Source organism: Brevundimonas sp. (assembly GCF_041648115.1).
GTDB lineage: Bacteria > Pseudomonadota > Alphaproteobacteria > Caulobacterales > Caulobacteraceae > Brevundimonas.
Genome location: NZ_JBAZPR010000019.1, coordinates 33,825 through 46,310, shown reverse-complemented (window position 1 = coordinate 46,310; position 12,486 = coordinate 33,825). Strand labels below are relative to the sequence as shown.

23 protein-coding genes and 1 pseudogene are annotated in these 12,486 nt (G+C 63.7%); all 24 read left to right on the top strand.

The window, feature by feature from the left end:
• Positions 1 to 296: pseudogene (gene rplB, locus WC597_RS15820) on the top strand (50S ribosomal protein L2); the annotation flags it as partial.
• 2 nt (positions 297 to 298) lie between these two features.
• On the top strand, positions 299 to 577 hold the full coding sequence (rpsS, locus tag WC597_RS15815) for a 30S ribosomal protein S19 (protein WP_135195324.1): 279 nt from the start codon (positions 299 to 301) through the stop codon (positions 575 to 577).
• A 3-nt stretch (positions 578 to 580) separates the two neighbouring features.
• Complete coding sequence (gene rplV, locus WC597_RS15810; protein ID WP_159844793.1) at positions 581 to 961, top strand: 50S ribosomal protein L22; 381 nt, start codon at positions 581 to 583, stop codon at positions 959 to 961.
• The gene (gene rpsC / locus WC597_RS15805; RefSeq protein ID WP_159844791.1) at positions 961 to 1,716 is read left to right on the top strand and encodes a 30S ribosomal protein S3; all 756 of its coding nucleotides are present in this window, start codon (positions 961 to 963) and stop codon (positions 1,714 to 1,716) included. The genes rplV and rpsC overlap by 1 nt, the downstream gene beginning before the upstream one ends.
• A 3-nt stretch (positions 1,717 to 1,719) precedes the next feature.
• Positions 1,720 to 2,160 (top strand): 50S ribosomal protein L16, encoded by a 441-nt coding sequence (gene rplP / locus WC597_RS15800; RefSeq protein WP_017506052.1) that lies wholly within the window; start codon positions 1,720 to 1,722, stop codon positions 2,158 to 2,160.
• Positions 2,160 to 2,357 (top strand): 50S ribosomal protein L29, encoded by a 198-nt coding sequence (rpmC, locus tag WC597_RS15795; protein WP_008263673.1) that lies wholly within the window; start codon positions 2,160 to 2,162, stop codon positions 2,355 to 2,357. The genes rplP and rpmC overlap by 1 nt, the downstream gene beginning before the upstream one ends.
• A 10-nt stretch (positions 2,358 to 2,367) precedes the next feature.
• Positions 2,368 to 2,610, top strand: a complete 243-nt coding sequence (gene rpsQ / locus WC597_RS15790; protein WP_008262472.1) for a 30S ribosomal protein S17 — start codon at positions 2,368 to 2,370, stop codon at positions 2,608 to 2,610.
• An 18-nt stretch (positions 2,611 to 2,628) separates the two neighbouring features.
• Positions 2,629 to 2,997, top strand: a complete 369-nt coding sequence (gene rplN, locus WC597_RS15785) for a 50S ribosomal protein L14 (protein ID WP_003164378.1) — start codon at positions 2,629 to 2,631, stop codon at positions 2,995 to 2,997.
• Between the two features lies 1 nt (position 2,998).
• Complete coding sequence (gene rplX / locus WC597_RS15780) at positions 2,999 to 3,307, top strand: 50S ribosomal protein L24 (RefSeq protein ID WP_372694836.1); 309 nt, start codon at positions 2,999 to 3,001, stop codon at positions 3,305 to 3,307.
• Positions 3,307 to 3,867, top strand: coding sequence for a 50S ribosomal protein L5 (gene rplE, locus WC597_RS15775; RefSeq protein WP_135195329.1), 561 nt, complete (start codon positions 3,307 to 3,309; stop codon positions 3,865 to 3,867). Before rplX ends, rplE begins: the two co-directional genes overlap by 1 nt.
• A 19-nt stretch (positions 3,868 to 3,886) precedes the next feature.
• Positions 3,887 to 4,192, top strand: a complete 306-nt coding sequence (gene rpsN, locus WC597_RS15770; protein ID WP_135195330.1) for a 30S ribosomal protein S14 — start codon at positions 3,887 to 3,889, stop codon at positions 4,190 to 4,192.
• Positions 4,193 to 4,207: 15 nt separating this feature from the next.
• Positions 4,208 to 4,606: a 30S ribosomal protein S8 gene (gene rpsH / locus WC597_RS15765; RefSeq protein ID WP_135195331.1), complete on the top strand. Its 399-nt coding sequence runs from the start codon at positions 4,208 to 4,210 to the stop codon at positions 4,604 to 4,606.
• A gap of 1 nt (position 4,607) precedes the next feature.
• On the top strand, positions 4,608 to 5,141 hold the full coding sequence (gene rplF / locus WC597_RS15760; protein ID WP_372694833.1) for a 50S ribosomal protein L6: 534 nt from the start codon (positions 4,608 to 4,610) through the stop codon (positions 5,139 to 5,141).
• Positions 5,142 to 5,144: 3 nt separating this feature from the next.
• Positions 5,145 to 5,501, top strand: coding sequence for a 50S ribosomal protein L18 (gene rplR / locus WC597_RS15755; protein WP_135195333.1), 357 nt, complete (start codon positions 5,145 to 5,147; stop codon positions 5,499 to 5,501).
• A 12-nt stretch (positions 5,502 to 5,513) separates the two neighbouring features.
• Positions 5,514 to 6,122, top strand: a complete 609-nt coding sequence (rpsE, locus tag WC597_RS15750) for a 30S ribosomal protein S5 (protein WP_135195334.1) — start codon at positions 5,514 to 5,516, stop codon at positions 6,120 to 6,122.
• A 3-nt stretch (positions 6,123 to 6,125) separates the two neighbouring features.
• Positions 6,126 to 6,314: a 50S ribosomal protein L30 gene (rpmD, locus tag WC597_RS15745; RefSeq protein WP_183194946.1), complete on the top strand. Its 189-nt coding sequence runs from the start codon at positions 6,126 to 6,128 to the stop codon at positions 6,312 to 6,314.
• A 142-nt stretch (positions 6,315 to 6,456) separates the two neighbouring features.
• The gene (gene rplO / locus WC597_RS15740) at positions 6,457 to 7,050 is read left to right on the top strand and encodes a 50S ribosomal protein L15 (RefSeq protein ID WP_372694830.1); all 594 of its coding nucleotides are present in this window, start codon (positions 6,457 to 6,459) and stop codon (positions 7,048 to 7,050) included.
• A gap of 128 nt (positions 7,051 to 7,178) precedes the next feature.
• Complete coding sequence (gene secY, locus WC597_RS15735; protein WP_372694828.1) at positions 7,179 to 8,558, top strand: preprotein translocase subunit SecY; 1,380 nt, start codon at positions 7,179 to 7,181, stop codon at positions 8,556 to 8,558.
• A gap of 37 nt (positions 8,559 to 8,595) precedes the next feature.
• On the top strand, positions 8,596 to 9,156 hold the full coding sequence (locus tag WC597_RS15730) for an adenylate kinase (protein ID WP_372694826.1): 561 nt from the start codon (positions 8,596 to 8,598) through the stop codon (positions 9,154 to 9,156).
• Positions 9,157 to 9,183: 27 nt separating this feature from the next.
• Entirely contained in the window at positions 9,184 to 9,879 is a 696-nt protein-coding gene (locus tag WC597_RS15725) for an energy transducer TonB (protein WP_372694824.1), read from the top strand.
• 128 nt (positions 9,880 to 10,007) lie between these two features.
• Complete coding sequence (gene rpsM / locus WC597_RS15720; protein WP_159844768.1) at positions 10,008 to 10,376, top strand: 30S ribosomal protein S13; 369 nt, start codon at positions 10,008 to 10,010, stop codon at positions 10,374 to 10,376.
• Between the two features lie 9 nt (positions 10,377 to 10,385).
• Positions 10,386 to 10,775 carry a 30S ribosomal protein S11 gene (gene rpsK / locus WC597_RS15715; protein ID WP_013268944.1) on the top strand — a complete coding sequence of 130 codons (390 nt, stop codon included), beginning with the start codon at positions 10,386 to 10,388 and terminating at the stop codon, positions 10,773 to 10,775.
• A gap of 93 nt (positions 10,776 to 10,868) precedes the next feature.
• Positions 10,869 to 11,888 carry a DNA-directed RNA polymerase subunit alpha gene (locus tag WC597_RS15710; RefSeq protein ID WP_372694821.1) on the top strand — a complete coding sequence of 340 codons (1,020 nt, stop codon included), beginning with the start codon at positions 10,869 to 10,871 and terminating at the stop codon, positions 11,886 to 11,888.
• Positions 11,889 to 11,992: 104 nt separating this feature from the next.
• Positions 11,993 to 12,412 (top strand): 50S ribosomal protein L17, encoded by a 420-nt coding sequence (gene rplQ, locus WC597_RS15705; protein ID WP_055753399.1) that lies wholly within the window; start codon positions 11,993 to 11,995, stop codon positions 12,410 to 12,412.
• The last annotated feature ends 74 nt before the right edge of the window (positions 12,413 to 12,486 follow it).

Below are 12,486 nucleotides of genomic sequence, written 5' to 3'. Positions count from 1 at the left end.
TGCGCATGGTCCTGGACGGCTGCATCGCCACGGTGGGCGCGGTTTCGAACCCCGACCACATGAACCAGAACCTGGGCAAGGCCGGTCGCAAGCGTCACATGGGCTTCCGCCCGCACGTTCGCGGCGTCGCCATGAACCCGATCGACCACCCGCATGGTGGTGGTGAAGGCCGGACCTCTGGTGGTCGTACCCCGGTTACCCCGTGGGGCAAGGACACCAAGGGCACCCGTACCCGCAAGAACAAGGCTACGGACAAGTACATCATCCGTACCCGCCACGTTAAGAAGGCTCGCTAAGAATGGCCCGCTCCTCCTGGAAAGGCCCGTTTGTCGACGGGTATCTGCTCAAGAAGGCCGACGCCGTTCAAACGTCGGGCCGCAAGGACGTGATCAAGACGTGGTCGCGCCGCTCCACCATCCTGCCGCAGTTCGTCGGTCTGACGTTCGGCGTCCATAACGGTCAGAAGCACGTGCCCGTGTCGGTCTCGGAAGAGATGGTCGGCATGAAGCTCGGCGAGTTCGCCCCGACCCGGAGTTTCCCGGGTCACGCGGCGGACAAGAAGGCCAAAAGGAAGTAACTGATGGCCCAGACAAAAAATGAACGTCGGGTCGCCCCGACAGAGGCCCGCGCAAAGCTGGTCAACGTACGCATCAGCCCGCAAAAGCTGGGCCTGGTCGCCGCATCGATCCGCGGCATGCCGGTCCAGAAGGCGCTGAACGAGCTGGAATTCAGCCGTAAACGTATCGCGACCGACGTCCGCAAGGTCCTGTATTCGGCGATCTCGAACGCCGAGAACAACCACAACCTCGACATCGACAACCTGGTCGTCGCCGAGGCCTATGTGGGCAAGAACCTGGTGATGAAGCGTTTCGCGAGCCGTGCTCGTGGTCGTTCGTCGCGCATCCTGAAACCGTTCAGCGAGATCACCATCGTGGTCCGTGAAGCCGGCGAGGCCGCCTGATGGGTCAGAAAATCAATCCGATCGGTCTGCGCCTCGGCGTGAACCGTACGTGGGACAGCCGTTGGTTCGCCGCCGGCGCCGACTACTCCCGCCTGCTGCACCAGGACCTGAAGCTGCGCGAGTGGCTGCGGGAACGTCTGGGCGCCGCCGGTGTGTCGCGCATCATCATCGAGCGCCCGCATAAGAAGTGCCGCATCACCATTTACGCCGCCCGTCCGGGTGTCGTGATCGGTAAGAAGGGCGCTGACATCGAGAAGCTCCGCAAGGACATCTCGGCGCGCACCGAAGGTGAAGTTCACCTGAACATCATCGAAGTCCGCAAGCCGGAAACCGATGCGCAGCTGATCGCTGAAAACATCGCGCAACAACTGGAACGCCGCGTGGCCTTCCGTCGCGCCATGAAGCGTTCGATGCAGTCGGCGATGCGTCTCGGCGCCAAGGGCATTCGTATGAATGTCTCGGGCCGTCTGGGCGGTGCGGAAATCGCACGTATGGAATGGTACCGCGAAGGTCGCGTGCCGCTTCACACGCTGCGCGCCGACATCGACTATGGCTTCTACGAAGCCAAGACGACCTACGGCATCATCGGCGTGAAGGTCTGGGTCTTTAAGGGTGAAGTGCTGGAGCACGATCCCATGGCGCAGGACAAGCGTTGGGCCCAGGAAGCTTCGGGTCCGTCCTCGAACGAAGGCCGCGAACGCGGCGGCCCCCGTGGCGACCGCGGTCCGCGTCGCGACCGGGGACGTGAGAACTAAGTCATGTTGCAACCGAAGAAGACCAAGTACCGCAAGGCCTTCAAGGGCCGGATCCATGGCTCGGCCAAGGGTGGCTTCTCGCTGAACTTCGGGTCGTATGGCCTGAAGACGCTGGAGCCGGAACGCATCACTGCGCGTCAGATCGAAGCGGCTCGCCGCGCGATCACTCGCCAGATGAAGCGTCAGGGCCGCGTTTGGATCCGCGTCTTCCCCGACCTGCCCGTCACGGGCAAGCCGGCCGAAGTCCGGATGGGTAAGGGCAAGGGCGCCGTAGATCACTGGGCCGCGCGCTGCCACCCTGGCCGTATCCTGTTTGAAATCGACGGCGTGCCGGACGACGTCGCCCGCGAAGCGCTCCGTCTCGGCGCCGCCAAGCTGCCGGTCCGCACCAAGGTCGTGACCCGTATCGACGCCGGCGTCGCGCATGTGGAGGCTGCCGCCTAATGACCAAGATCGCCGATCTGCGGTCGCAAACGACCGACCAACTGTCCGACGAGCTGCTGAAGCTCAAGAAGGAACAGTTCAACCTGCGCTTCCAGGCGGCCACCGGCCAAATGGAAAAGACTCACCGCGTCGGTGAAGTCCGCAAAGACATCGCTCGCATCTCGACGCTTCTGCGCGAGAAGCGTGCGGCCTCGTAAGGAAACGAATATGCCCAAGCGAATTCTTGAAGGCGTGGTCGTGTCCGACAAGGGCGAAAAGACCGTCGTCGTGAAGGTGGAGCGCACGCTGCTGCACCCTGTTCTGAAGAAGATCGTTCGTCTTTCGAAGAAGTATCACGCGCACGACGAAGCCAACGCGCTCAAAGTCGGCGACATCGCTCGCATCGTCGAGTGCGCCCCGAAATCCAAACTGAAGCGCTGGGAAGTCCTTTCCAACGCCTCCGCCTCGTAATCAGAAGGATCTGATCTTATGATCCAGATGCAAACTAACCTGGAAGTGGCCGATAATTCGGGCGCCCGCCGGGTCATGTGCATCAAGGTGTTGGGCGGCTCCAAGCGCCGCTACGCCTCGATCGGCGACACAATCGTCGCCTCCGTGAAGGAAGCCATCCCCCGCGGCCGCGTGAAGAAGGGCGACGTCGTTCGCGCCATCGTCGTGCGCACCGCCAAGGACATCCAACGCAAGGACGGCTCGGTCATTCGTTTTGACAAGTCGGCCGCCGTCATCGTCAACAAGCAGAACGAGCCCGTCGGCACGCGGATCTTCGGCCCTGTTCCTCGCGAACTGCGCGCCAAGAACCACATGAAGATCATCTCGCTGGCTCCGGAGGTCCTGTAACATGGCCGCCAAGATCAAGAAGGGCGACCGCGTCGTCGTCCTCACCGGCAAGGACAAGGGCCGCACGGGCAACGTGCTGAAGGTCCTGCCTACCGAAAACCGCGTCCTCGTCGAAGGCTGCAACATGGTTCAGCGCCACACGCGCCCGAGCCAGGCTGACCCGCAGGGCGGTATCAAGAACAAGGAAGCCTCGCTTCACCTGTCGAACGTCGCGATCGCCGACGTCAACGGCAAGGCGACCCGCGTCGGCTTCAAGATCGATGGGGACACCAAGGTCCGCATCGCCAAGACGACGGGAGACGTCATCTGATGGCTACCGAAAAGTACGCTCCGCGCCTCAAGGTCGAGTATCACGCTCGCATCCGCCAGGTGATGAAGGAAAAGTTCGGCTACACGAACGAAATGCAGGTGCCCAAGCTGGACAAGATCGTCCTGAACATGGGCATCGGTGAAGCTGTCGCGGACTCCAAGAAGGCGAACACCGCCCTCAAGGACCTGACGGCCATCGCCGGTCAGAAGGCCGTCGCCACCAAGGCCCGTAACTCCATCGCCGGCTTCAAGCTGCGCGAAGGCATGGTCATCGGCGGCAAGGTCACCCTGCGCGGCGAACAGATGTACGAGTTCCTGGACCGGTTCATCACGATCGCGCTGCCGCGCGTGAAGGATTTCCGTGGTCTGAAGGGCACGTCCTTCGATGGTCGCGGCAACTACGCCACGGGTCTGAAGGAACACATCGTGTTCCCGGAGATCAACTACGACCAGATCGATCAGATGTGGGGCATGGACATTGTCGTCTGCACCACGGCCAAGACCGATGAGGAAGCCAAGGCTCTCCTCACCGAGTTCAAGTTCCCGTTCGTGAAGAACTGAGCGGGAAGGGAAGAGCACAATGGCTAAGAAAAGCGCCGTAAACCGTAACGAAGCCGTCAAGGCCCTGGTTGCGAAGTATGCCGCGAAGCGGGCCGCCCTCAAGGCGACCGCCAACGACGAAAACCTGCCGCTGGAGGAGCGCTTCGACGCGCGCCTGAAGCTGGCTGAACTGCCGCGCAACTCCGCGCCGAGCCGCATTCGCAACCGTTGCGAAGTGACGGGTCGTCCGCGGGCGTTCTATCGCAAGCTCAAGATGAGCCGGATTGCGCTGCGTGAACTCGGCAACCAGGGCCAGATCCCTGGCCTGACGAAATCCAGCTGGTAAGGGGAGCGAACAGACATGATGATCAACGATCCCCTGAGCGACATGATCGCTCGCATCAAGAACGCGGCGACCCGCAAGCGTTCCAAGGTGCTGACCCCCGCTTCTCGTCTGCGTCAGCGCGTCCTCGACGTGCTGCAGGACGAAGGCTACATCCGCGGCTACAACCTGGTTCAGAACCCGGGTGAGTTTCCGCAGTTCGAGATCGAGCTGAAGTACTTCGACGGTCAGCCCGTCATCGCCGAGATCGCTCGCGTGTCCAAGCCGGGCCGCCGCGTCTATTCGGCGATCGGCGATCTGAAGCCGATCAAGAACGGCCTCGGCATCTCGATCCTCTCGACTTCGAAGGGCGTCATGTCCGACGCCTCCGCCCGCGACGCTAACGTCGGCGGCGAAGTCCTTTGCAGGGTCTACTGATATGTCCCGTATTGGCAAGAAAACCATTGCTGTGCCGAAGGGCGTGACTGTCACGCTCGACGGCCAGAACGTCACCGTGAAGGGCCCCAAGGGCGAGAGCTCCTGGACCGTCGCAGACGAAATCGAAGTCACCCAGGAAGGCGACGAACTGTCGCTGGGTCTGCGGTCGGACACGCAACGCGGTCGCGCGATGTGGGGCCTGTCGCGCACCCTGGTCGACAACATGGTCGTCGGCGTCACCACGGGCTTCGAGAAGTCTCTGGAACTGGTCGGCGTGGGTTACCGCGCCGCGATGAAGGGCGACGCCCTGTCGCTGCAACTCGGCTTCTCGCATGAAGTCGATATCGCTCCGCCGGCCGGCGTCAGCTTCGCAGTGCCGAAGCAAACCGAGATCAAGGTCTCGGGCGCTGACAAGCAAGCCGTCGGTCAGATCGCCGCGGTCATCCGCAAGCTGCGTCCGCCGGAGCCCTACAAGGGCAAGGGCGTCCGTTACGCGGGCGAGAAGGTCCGTCGCAAGGAAGGCAAGAAGAAGTAAGTCATGGCTCTTTCTCTTCGACAACAAGCCAAGCGCCGCTCGGAGCGCACTCGTCGCCGCCTGAAGGCTGTCGCCAACGGTCGCCTTCGTCTGTCGGTCAGCCGTTCGGACAAGAACATCTCGGCCCAGATCATCGACGACGCCCAAGGCGTGACCGTCGCGTCTGCCTCGTCGCTGGAAGGCGGCAAGGGCAAGCGTGGTTCGGACACGGCTGCGGCCGCCGCGATCGGCAAGCTGATCGCCGAACGCGCCATCGAGAAGGGCGTCAAGGACGTCGTCTTCGACCGTGGCGAGTACATCTATCATGGACGGGTCAAGGCGCTGGCGGAAGCCGCGCGTGAAGCCGGCCTGAACTTCTAAGGGACGCGACAGATGGCGCATCAACCCCAACGTGGCGGCGGCGGCAACGACCGCAACCGTCGTGACAACCGCAATGGCCCCCAAGCCGATGGTCCGGATTCGGACATCGTCGAGAAGCTGGTCCACATCAACCGCGTCGCCGCCACCGTCAAAGGCGGCCGTCGTTTCTCCTTCGCAGCCCTGATGGTCGTCGGTGACGGCAAGGGTCGCGTCGGCTTCGGTCACGGCAAGGCGCGCGAAGTGCCGGAAGCCATCCGCAAGGCGACCGAAGAAGCCAAGAAGACCATGATCCGCGTTCCGCTTCGCGAGAACCGCACCCTGCACCACGACGGCAACGGCCGTTGGGGCGCCGGCAAGATCATGATGCGCGCTGCCCCTCCCGGGACCGGCGTCATCGCAGGTGGTCCGATGCGCGCCGTGCTCGAAACCCTCGGCGTCCAGGACGTCGTGGGCAAGTCGACCGGTTCTTCGAACCCCTACAACATGATCCGCGCCACGTTCGAAGCGCTGAAGGTCCAGTCCTCGCCCCGTCAAGTCGCGTCCAAGCGCGGCAAGAAGGTCGCGGATCTGATGGGCCGTCGCAACGACGGCGCCTCGACGCCCGAAGCTGTGGAGTCCTAAATCATGGCCGAACAGAAAACTGTCACCGTCAAGCAGACCGGCTCGCCGATCCGCCGCAAGAACGACCAGCGCGCCACCCTGGTGGGCCTGGGTCTGAACCGCCTGGGTCGTGAATCGACCCTGGAAGACACGCCTTCGGTTCGTGGGATGATCGCCAAGGTCGCCCACCTTACCGAGATCGTCGAAAAGTAAGCCGTTTCGCCCTCTCCCGAACACGGGGGAGGGCGTTTCTGCTCTTGCGAATACCCAAAGGGTCGCCTATCAGCGGCCCTTCAATTTTTCCAAGCCGAGTTCGGACGATGTCCGGGCGCTAGCACCCGAAAGGATCAGGCATATGAAACTGAACGAAATCCGCGACAACGAAGGCGCGCACAAGAAGCGCATGCGTGTCGGCCGTGGCCCAGGTTCTGGCAAGGGCAAGACCGCTGGCCGTGGCGTCAAGGGTCAGAAGTCGCGTTCGGGCGTCGCCATCGGCGGCTTCGAAGGCGGCCAGATGCCGCTGTACATGCGTATGCCCAAGCGTGGCTTCAACAACGCCAACGCTCTGAAGCTGGCCGAAGTGAACCTGTGGCGCCTGCAAGACGCCATCGACGCCGGCAAGCTGGACGCCAAGTCGGAACTGAAGGGCGACGCCCTGGTCGCCGCCGGGGTGATCCGTCGCGTCAAGGACGGCGTGCGTCTTCTGGGCACCGGCGAGCTGAAGCAAGCGCTGAACCTGGTCGTCTGGTCGGCCACCTCGGGTGCCAAAAAGGCCATCGAAGCAGCCGGTGGCTCCGTCGTCGAACAGCGCATCGAAGCCGAAGCCAAGGCTGCTGCGCGCGTCGAGAAGCGCAACGCCGCCAAGGGCAAGGCCCCGGCTCCCAAGGCGCCGCGCGGCGACGAGAACAAGATCTCGGCCCGCACCAAGCGCGCCGCCGCCAAAGCCTAAGCAACGCGTCGTCGCGGTCATTTAGGCCGTGGCCTGAATACCGCTGCGACGACGAAAGAACGGAAGCGGCCTCGCAAGAGCGCCGCTTCTCGCCTATCTGACGACTCAATCAGTCGTGGGGACGCATAATGGCTTCGGCCGCAGAACAACTCGCCGCCAATATGAACATGGGCTCGTTCGCGAAAGCGACCGAGCTGCACAAGCGCCTGCTCTTCACGCTGGGCGCGCTCCTGGTCTATCGGATCGGGACGTACGTGCCGATCCCGGGCATCAACTCGCAGGCCTTCCTGCAGTTCTTCCAGGACCCGTCGGGTCAGCGCGGCATCCTGGACATGTTCAACATGTTCTCGGGCGGCGCGGTCGAGCGTATGGCCATCTTCGCGTTGAACGTGATGCCGTACATCTCGGCCTCGATCATCGTGCAGCTGATGGGCACCGTGTATCCGCCCTGGGAGAAGCTGAAGAAGGAAGGCGGCGAAAGCGGCCGCAAGCAGCTGAACCAGTACACCCGCTATCTGACGGTGTTCCTGGCGCTGGCGCAGTCCTTCGGCATCGCGGCGGGCCTGAACAGCACGGCCGGTCTGGTCGACAATCCCGGCATTTTCTTCATCGCTTCGACTGTCGTGACCCTGACCGGCGGCACCATGTTCCTGATGTGGCTGGGTGAGCAGGTAACGGCGCGCGGCGTCGGTAACGGCATCTCGCTGATCATCTTCGCCGGTATCGTGGCGGTCCTGCCGTCCACGATCGCGCGCCTGCTGGGCCTGGCTCAGCAAGGCCAGATGTCGGCCTTCGCCTTGCTGTTCATCGCCATCCTGGCCGTGGCCACCGTGGTCTTCATCGTCTTCATGGAACGCGCCCAGCGCCGTCTTCTGATCCAGTATCCGAAGCGCCAGGAAGGCAACCGCATGGCCGGGGGCGAGCGTTCGTTCCTGCCGCTGAAGGTCAACACCGCAGGCGTGATCCCGCCGATCTTCGCCTCGTCGCTGCTGATGCTGCCGACGACGGTAGCGACCATGACGGCGAACGCCGATCTGCCCAGCTGGATGAGCTGGCTGCCGCTGGTGACGGCGCAGCTGACGCACGGCCAGCCGCTGTTCATGGCGCTGTACGCCGCCCTGATCGTCTTCTTCTGCTTCTTCTACACCTCGATTACCTTCAACCCCGAGGATACGGCCGAGAACCTACGCAAATACGGCGGCTTCCTGCCAGGCATCCGTCCGGGCAAGCGCACGGCGGAATATCTGGACTATGTCCTGACCCGTCTGACCGTGATCGGCGCCGCCTACATCACGGCCGTCTGCCTGCTGCCCGAGTTCCTGGTCGCCCAGATGGGCAACAGCCTGTACTTTGGCGGAACGTCTATCTTGATCGTCGTCTCGGTCACGATGGACACTGTGGCCCAGATTCAGTCTCAACTGCTGGCGCACCAGTACGAAGGCCTGATCAAGAAGGCCAAGCTGCGCGGACGTGGCGGTCGTGGCGCGCCCACGCCCGTGCGCCGCTAAGTCTTAAGCTGACAGACGCCTAGGGGAGGGCTGAAGCATGAACTTGATCCTGTTCGGACCGCCGGCGGCGGGCAAGGGCACCCAGGCGAAGCGGCTGGTGGAAGAGAAGGGCATGGTCCAACTCTCCACCGGCGACATGCTTCGCGCGGCGATCGCCTCTGGCTCGGATCTGGGGCTCAAGGTCAAGGACGTGCTGGCGCGTGGCGACCTGGTCACGGACGAGATCGTCATCGCCCTGATCGAGGACCGCTTGACGGAGGCTGAGGCCGCCGGCGGCGCCATTTTCGACGGCTTCCCCCGCACCGTGGCCCAGGCCGAGGCGCTGGACGAGATGCTGGCCAAGCGCGGCGTCCAGATCGATGCCGTCGTGAGGCTGAAGGTCGATGACACCGCCCTGACCGAACGGATCGCCAAGCGGTTCGCCGAACAGGGCCGCCCCGACGACAATCCCGAATCGTTCAAGGTCCGGCTTGAGGCCTACAACCGCAACACCGCGCCGCTGCTTCCCTATTACGAAGCCCAGGGCAAGCTGACGCAGGCTGACGGCATGGGCACGATCGAGTCCGTGGCCAAGGCCATCGACGAGGCCCTGGCCTGATTTGCGATCTCGGGCGTTGATCGCCTGATGACCGAACACGCCGACCTAAAGCCTGAGAAGACCCGCCTGCGTCGCTGGCGCATGGCGGGCCTGTTCGTCGTCGTCGCCGTCGCCGAGATCGGCTTGTTCCTGTTGCTGGGGCGGGTGAGGGGGCCGGCGCAGACGCCTTTGGTCGACCCGCCGCCGTTCGAGGTCGTGCTCTACGATCCCCCGCCGCCCATTTCGAACGAACCGCCCGCGCCCGAGACAGGCGGCGGCGCGCCCGCTGCGCCCAGCATCATCCACACGCCGCCGCCTCCGCCCAAGGAACGCCCGCGCGAGGTTCCCGCTCCGCCCGTGAAAGCGCCCGAACCCGCCACCGTCGTGGGTATCGCCCCGGCTCCGTCGCCCCAGCCTGGTTTCGGTTTGGGCGGGCAGGGGACAGGCAGCGGTTCGACCGGCCCGCGCCTGGTCACCGGCCCCACCATCGGTCAGATCCGCGCCAACCACCCCCAGGGCGCCCGGAGCCGTTACGGGCGGGTGGAGCTGTCGTGCGTCATCCGACTGGACAGCCGGCTTGACGCTTGTCGTGTGGTCGATGAGTCGCCCCCTGGCCTGGGCTTCGGCGCGGCAGGCCTCCAGGTCTCCGGCTTCTTCCGTTTCCAGCCCCCTACCGAGGACGGCCAACCCGTCGAGGGGCAGCGGGTCACTGTCGGCGTGGACTTCGGCCGTCCGCCGCGTTGACGCGCCTCCAGATGTTGACGCCTCGTGAATCACATGTATAAGGGCGCCTTCCCGCGAAGGGCGCCACGCTCCTGGTCTGTTGACCGGAGCGTTTGTTGCGTCTGACTAACGCGTATCTGGAGAATTTCGTGGCCCGTATTGCTGGCGTCAACATCCCGACCAACAAGCGCGTAGAGATCGCGCTTCAGTATATCCATGGCATCGGCCCTGCCGCCGCCAAGGACATCACCGAGAAGGTGGGCATCGAAGCCGCCCGCCGGGTAAACCAGCTGACGGACGCCGAAGTCCTGTCGATCCGCGAGACGATCGACAAGGATCACACCGTCGAGGGCGACCTGCGCCGCGAGACGTCGATGAACATCAAGCGTCTGATGGACCTGGCCTGCTACCGCGGCCTGCGTCACCGTAAGGGCCTGCCGGTCCGCGGTCAGCGCACCCATACGAACGCCCGCACCCGCAAGGGTCCCGCCAAGCCGATCGCCGGCAAGAAGAAGTAAGACAGACACATGGCCAAGGAACCGGGTCGCGTAAAGAAGCGCGAGCGCAAGAACATCACCTCGGGCGTCGCCCACGTGAATGCTTCGTTCAACAACACCATGATCACGATCACCGATGCCCAGGGCAACGCGATCTCGTGGTCTTCGGCCGGACACATGGGCTTCAAGGGTTCGCGTAAGTCGACCCCTTACGCCGCACAGATGGCCGCTGAAGATGCAGGCAAGAAGGCTCAGGAACACGGCGTGAAGACGCTGGAAGTGAACGTCTCGGGTCCGGGTTCCGGCCGTGAGTCGGCCCTGCGCGCTCTGCAGTCGGTCGGCCTGACGATCACGACCATCCGCGACGTCACGCCGATGCCGCACAATGGTTGCCGTCCGCCCAAGCGTCGTCGCGTCTAAGCGATAGCGTTCTAAGGCACCCCCCATCTCCGTCCGCTCCATCATGGCCTCGTCGACAAGGCCGGAGCAGGCGAAACCCGTTCGAGGGACAAAATGATCGAAAGAAACTGGCAAGAGCTGATCCGTCCCGAGAAGCCGCAGATCGAGACCGGTTCCGACGCCCAGCGCAAGGCGCGCCTGGTGGCCGAACCTCTCGAGCGTGGCTTCGGCGTGACGCTTGGCAACGCGCTCCGTCGCGTTCTGCTGTCCTCGCTGCAAGGCGCGGCTGTCACGGCCATCCAGATCGACGGCGTCGTTCATGAATTCTCGTCGCTGGAAGGCGTGCGGGAAGACGTGGTCGACATCGTCCTGAACATCAAGCAACTGGCGCTGCGCATGCACGCTGAAGGCCCCAAGCGCATGACCTTGCGCGCCACAGGCCCCGGCGCTGTGACGGCCGGCCAGATCGACGTGCCGGCGGACATCGAGGTTCTGAACCCCGACCACGTCATCTGCACGCTGGACGACGGCGCGTCGGTCCGCATGGAACTGACCGTTCAGAACGGCAAGGGCTATGTCGCCGCCGAACTGAACCGTCCGGAAGATGCGCCGATCGGCCTGATCGCCGTCGACGCCCTGTATTCGCCGGTCAAGAAGGTGGCTTACCGCGTCGAGCCGACCCGTCAGGGCCAGTCGCTGGACTACGACAAGCTGCTGCTGGAAGTCGAAACCAACGGTGCGGTCACGCCGGTTGACGCCGTCGCTTATGCGGCGCGCATCCTGCAGGACCAACTCCAGATCTTCATCACCTTCGAAGAGCCCAAGAAGGCTGTCGAGCAGTCGGACGGCAAGCCCGACCTGCCCTTCAACCCGGCGCTGCTGAAGAAGGTGGACGAACTGGAACTGTCGGTTCGTTCGGCCAACTGCTTGAAGAACGACAACATCGTCTACATCGGCGACCTGATCCAGAAGACCGAGGGCGAAATGCTTCGCACCCCGAACTTCGGCCGCAAGTCGCTGAACGAGATCAAGGAAGTTCTGACGACGATGGGTCTCAGCCTCGGCATGGACGTGCCGAACTGGCCCCCCGAAAACATCGAAGACCTGGCCAAGAAGTTCGACGACCAGATCTAAGTTCAACCCTCCGCCCGTCTCCCTTGGGAGAATGTCGGGGCGGTTAGAAGATTACGGTTCCAGGTCCCTTTGAGGATACCGGTTCCGGAGTAGGAGAGACCCTGATGCGCCACGGCGCCGCCCATCGTAAACTCGGTCGCACGAGCAGCCACCGCACCGCCATGTTCGCGAACATGGCCGCCTCGCTGATCAAGCACGAGCAGATCACCACGACCCTGCCCAAGGCGAAGGAACTGCGCCCCTTCGTCGAGAAGCTGGTCACCCTCGCCAAGAAGGGCGACCTGCACGCTCGTCGTCAGGCCATCAGCCAGGTTCGCGACGTGCCGCAAGTCGGCAAGCTGTTCGAAACGCTCGGCCCGCGCTACAGCGAGCGTAACGGCGGCTATATCCGCATCATGAAGGCCGGCTTCCGCCATGGCGATAACGCCCCGATGGCCGTCATCGAGTTCGTCGATCGCGACGTCGAAGCCAAGGGCAAGGACTCCGGTCCGGTCCTGGCCTTCGAAGGCGGCGACGAAGACTAGGATTTGGTCGCATGACCAAACGCCGGAAGGGCGGTCGGAGCAATCCGACCGCCCTTTTGCGTTGCGCGGACACG

What these genes read in the sequence shown, in the direction of transcription:
- rpsS (WP_135195324.1), top strand. Translation starts at nt 299, where the DNA reads ATGGCCCGCTCCTCCTGGAAAGGCCCGTTTGTCGACGGGTATCTGCTC.
- rplV (WP_159844793.1), top strand. Translation starts at nt 581, where the DNA reads ATGGCCCAGACAAAAAATGAACGTCGGGTCGCCCCGACAGAGGCCCGC.
- rpsC (WP_159844791.1), top strand. Translation starts at nt 961, where the DNA reads ATGGGTCAGAAAATCAATCCGATCGGTCTGCGCCTCGGCGTGAACCGT.
- rplP (WP_017506052.1), top strand. Translation starts at nt 1,720, where the DNA reads ATGTTGCAACCGAAGAAGACCAAGTACCGCAAGGCCTTCAAGGGCCGG.
- rpmC (WP_008263673.1), top strand. Translation starts at nt 2,160, where the DNA reads ATGACCAAGATCGCCGATCTGCGGTCGCAAACGACCGACCAACTGTCC.
- rpsQ (WP_008262472.1), top strand. Translation starts at nt 2,368, where the DNA reads ATGCCCAAGCGAATTCTTGAAGGCGTGGTCGTGTCCGACAAGGGCGAA.
- rplN (WP_003164378.1), top strand. Translation starts at nt 2,629, where the DNA reads ATGATCCAGATGCAAACTAACCTGGAAGTGGCCGATAATTCGGGCGCC.
- rplX (WP_372694836.1), top strand. Translation starts at nt 2,999, where the DNA reads ATGGCCGCCAAGATCAAGAAGGGCGACCGCGTCGTCGTCCTCACCGGC.
- rplE (WP_135195329.1), top strand. Translation starts at nt 3,307, where the DNA reads ATGGCTACCGAAAAGTACGCTCCGCGCCTCAAGGTCGAGTATCACGCT.
- rpsN (WP_135195330.1), top strand. Translation starts at nt 3,887, where the DNA reads ATGGCTAAGAAAAGCGCCGTAAACCGTAACGAAGCCGTCAAGGCCCTG.
- rpsH (WP_135195331.1), top strand. Translation starts at nt 4,208, where the DNA reads ATGATGATCAACGATCCCCTGAGCGACATGATCGCTCGCATCAAGAAC.
- rplF (WP_372694833.1), top strand. Translation starts at nt 4,608, where the DNA reads ATGTCCCGTATTGGCAAGAAAACCATTGCTGTGCCGAAGGGCGTGACT.
- rplR (WP_135195333.1), top strand. Translation starts at nt 5,145, where the DNA reads ATGGCTCTTTCTCTTCGACAACAAGCCAAGCGCCGCTCGGAGCGCACT.
- rpsE (WP_135195334.1), top strand. Translation starts at nt 5,514, where the DNA reads ATGGCGCATCAACCCCAACGTGGCGGCGGCGGCAACGACCGCAACCGT.
- rpmD (WP_183194946.1), top strand. Translation starts at nt 6,126, where the DNA reads ATGGCCGAACAGAAAACTGTCACCGTCAAGCAGACCGGCTCGCCGATC.
- rplO (WP_372694830.1), top strand. Translation starts at nt 6,457, where the DNA reads ATGAAACTGAACGAAATCCGCGACAACGAAGGCGCGCACAAGAAGCGC.
- secY (WP_372694828.1), top strand. Translation starts at nt 7,179, where the DNA reads ATGGCTTCGGCCGCAGAACAACTCGCCGCCAATATGAACATGGGCTCG.
- WC597_RS15730 (WP_372694826.1), top strand. Translation starts at nt 8,596, where the DNA reads ATGAACTTGATCCTGTTCGGACCGCCGGCGGCGGGCAAGGGCACCCAG.
- WC597_RS15725 (WP_372694824.1), top strand. Translation starts at nt 9,184, where the DNA reads ATGACCGAACACGCCGACCTAAAGCCTGAGAAGACCCGCCTGCGTCGC.
- rpsK (WP_013268944.1), top strand. Translation starts at nt 10,386, where the DNA reads ATGGCCAAGGAACCGGGTCGCGTAAAGAAGCGCGAGCGCAAGAACATC.
- WC597_RS15710 (WP_372694821.1), top strand. Translation starts at nt 10,869, where the DNA reads ATGATCGAAAGAAACTGGCAAGAGCTGATCCGTCCCGAGAAGCCGCAG.
- rplQ (WP_055753399.1), top strand. Translation starts at nt 11,993, where the DNA reads ATGCGCCACGGCGCCGCCCATCGTAAACTCGGTCGCACGAGCAGCCAC.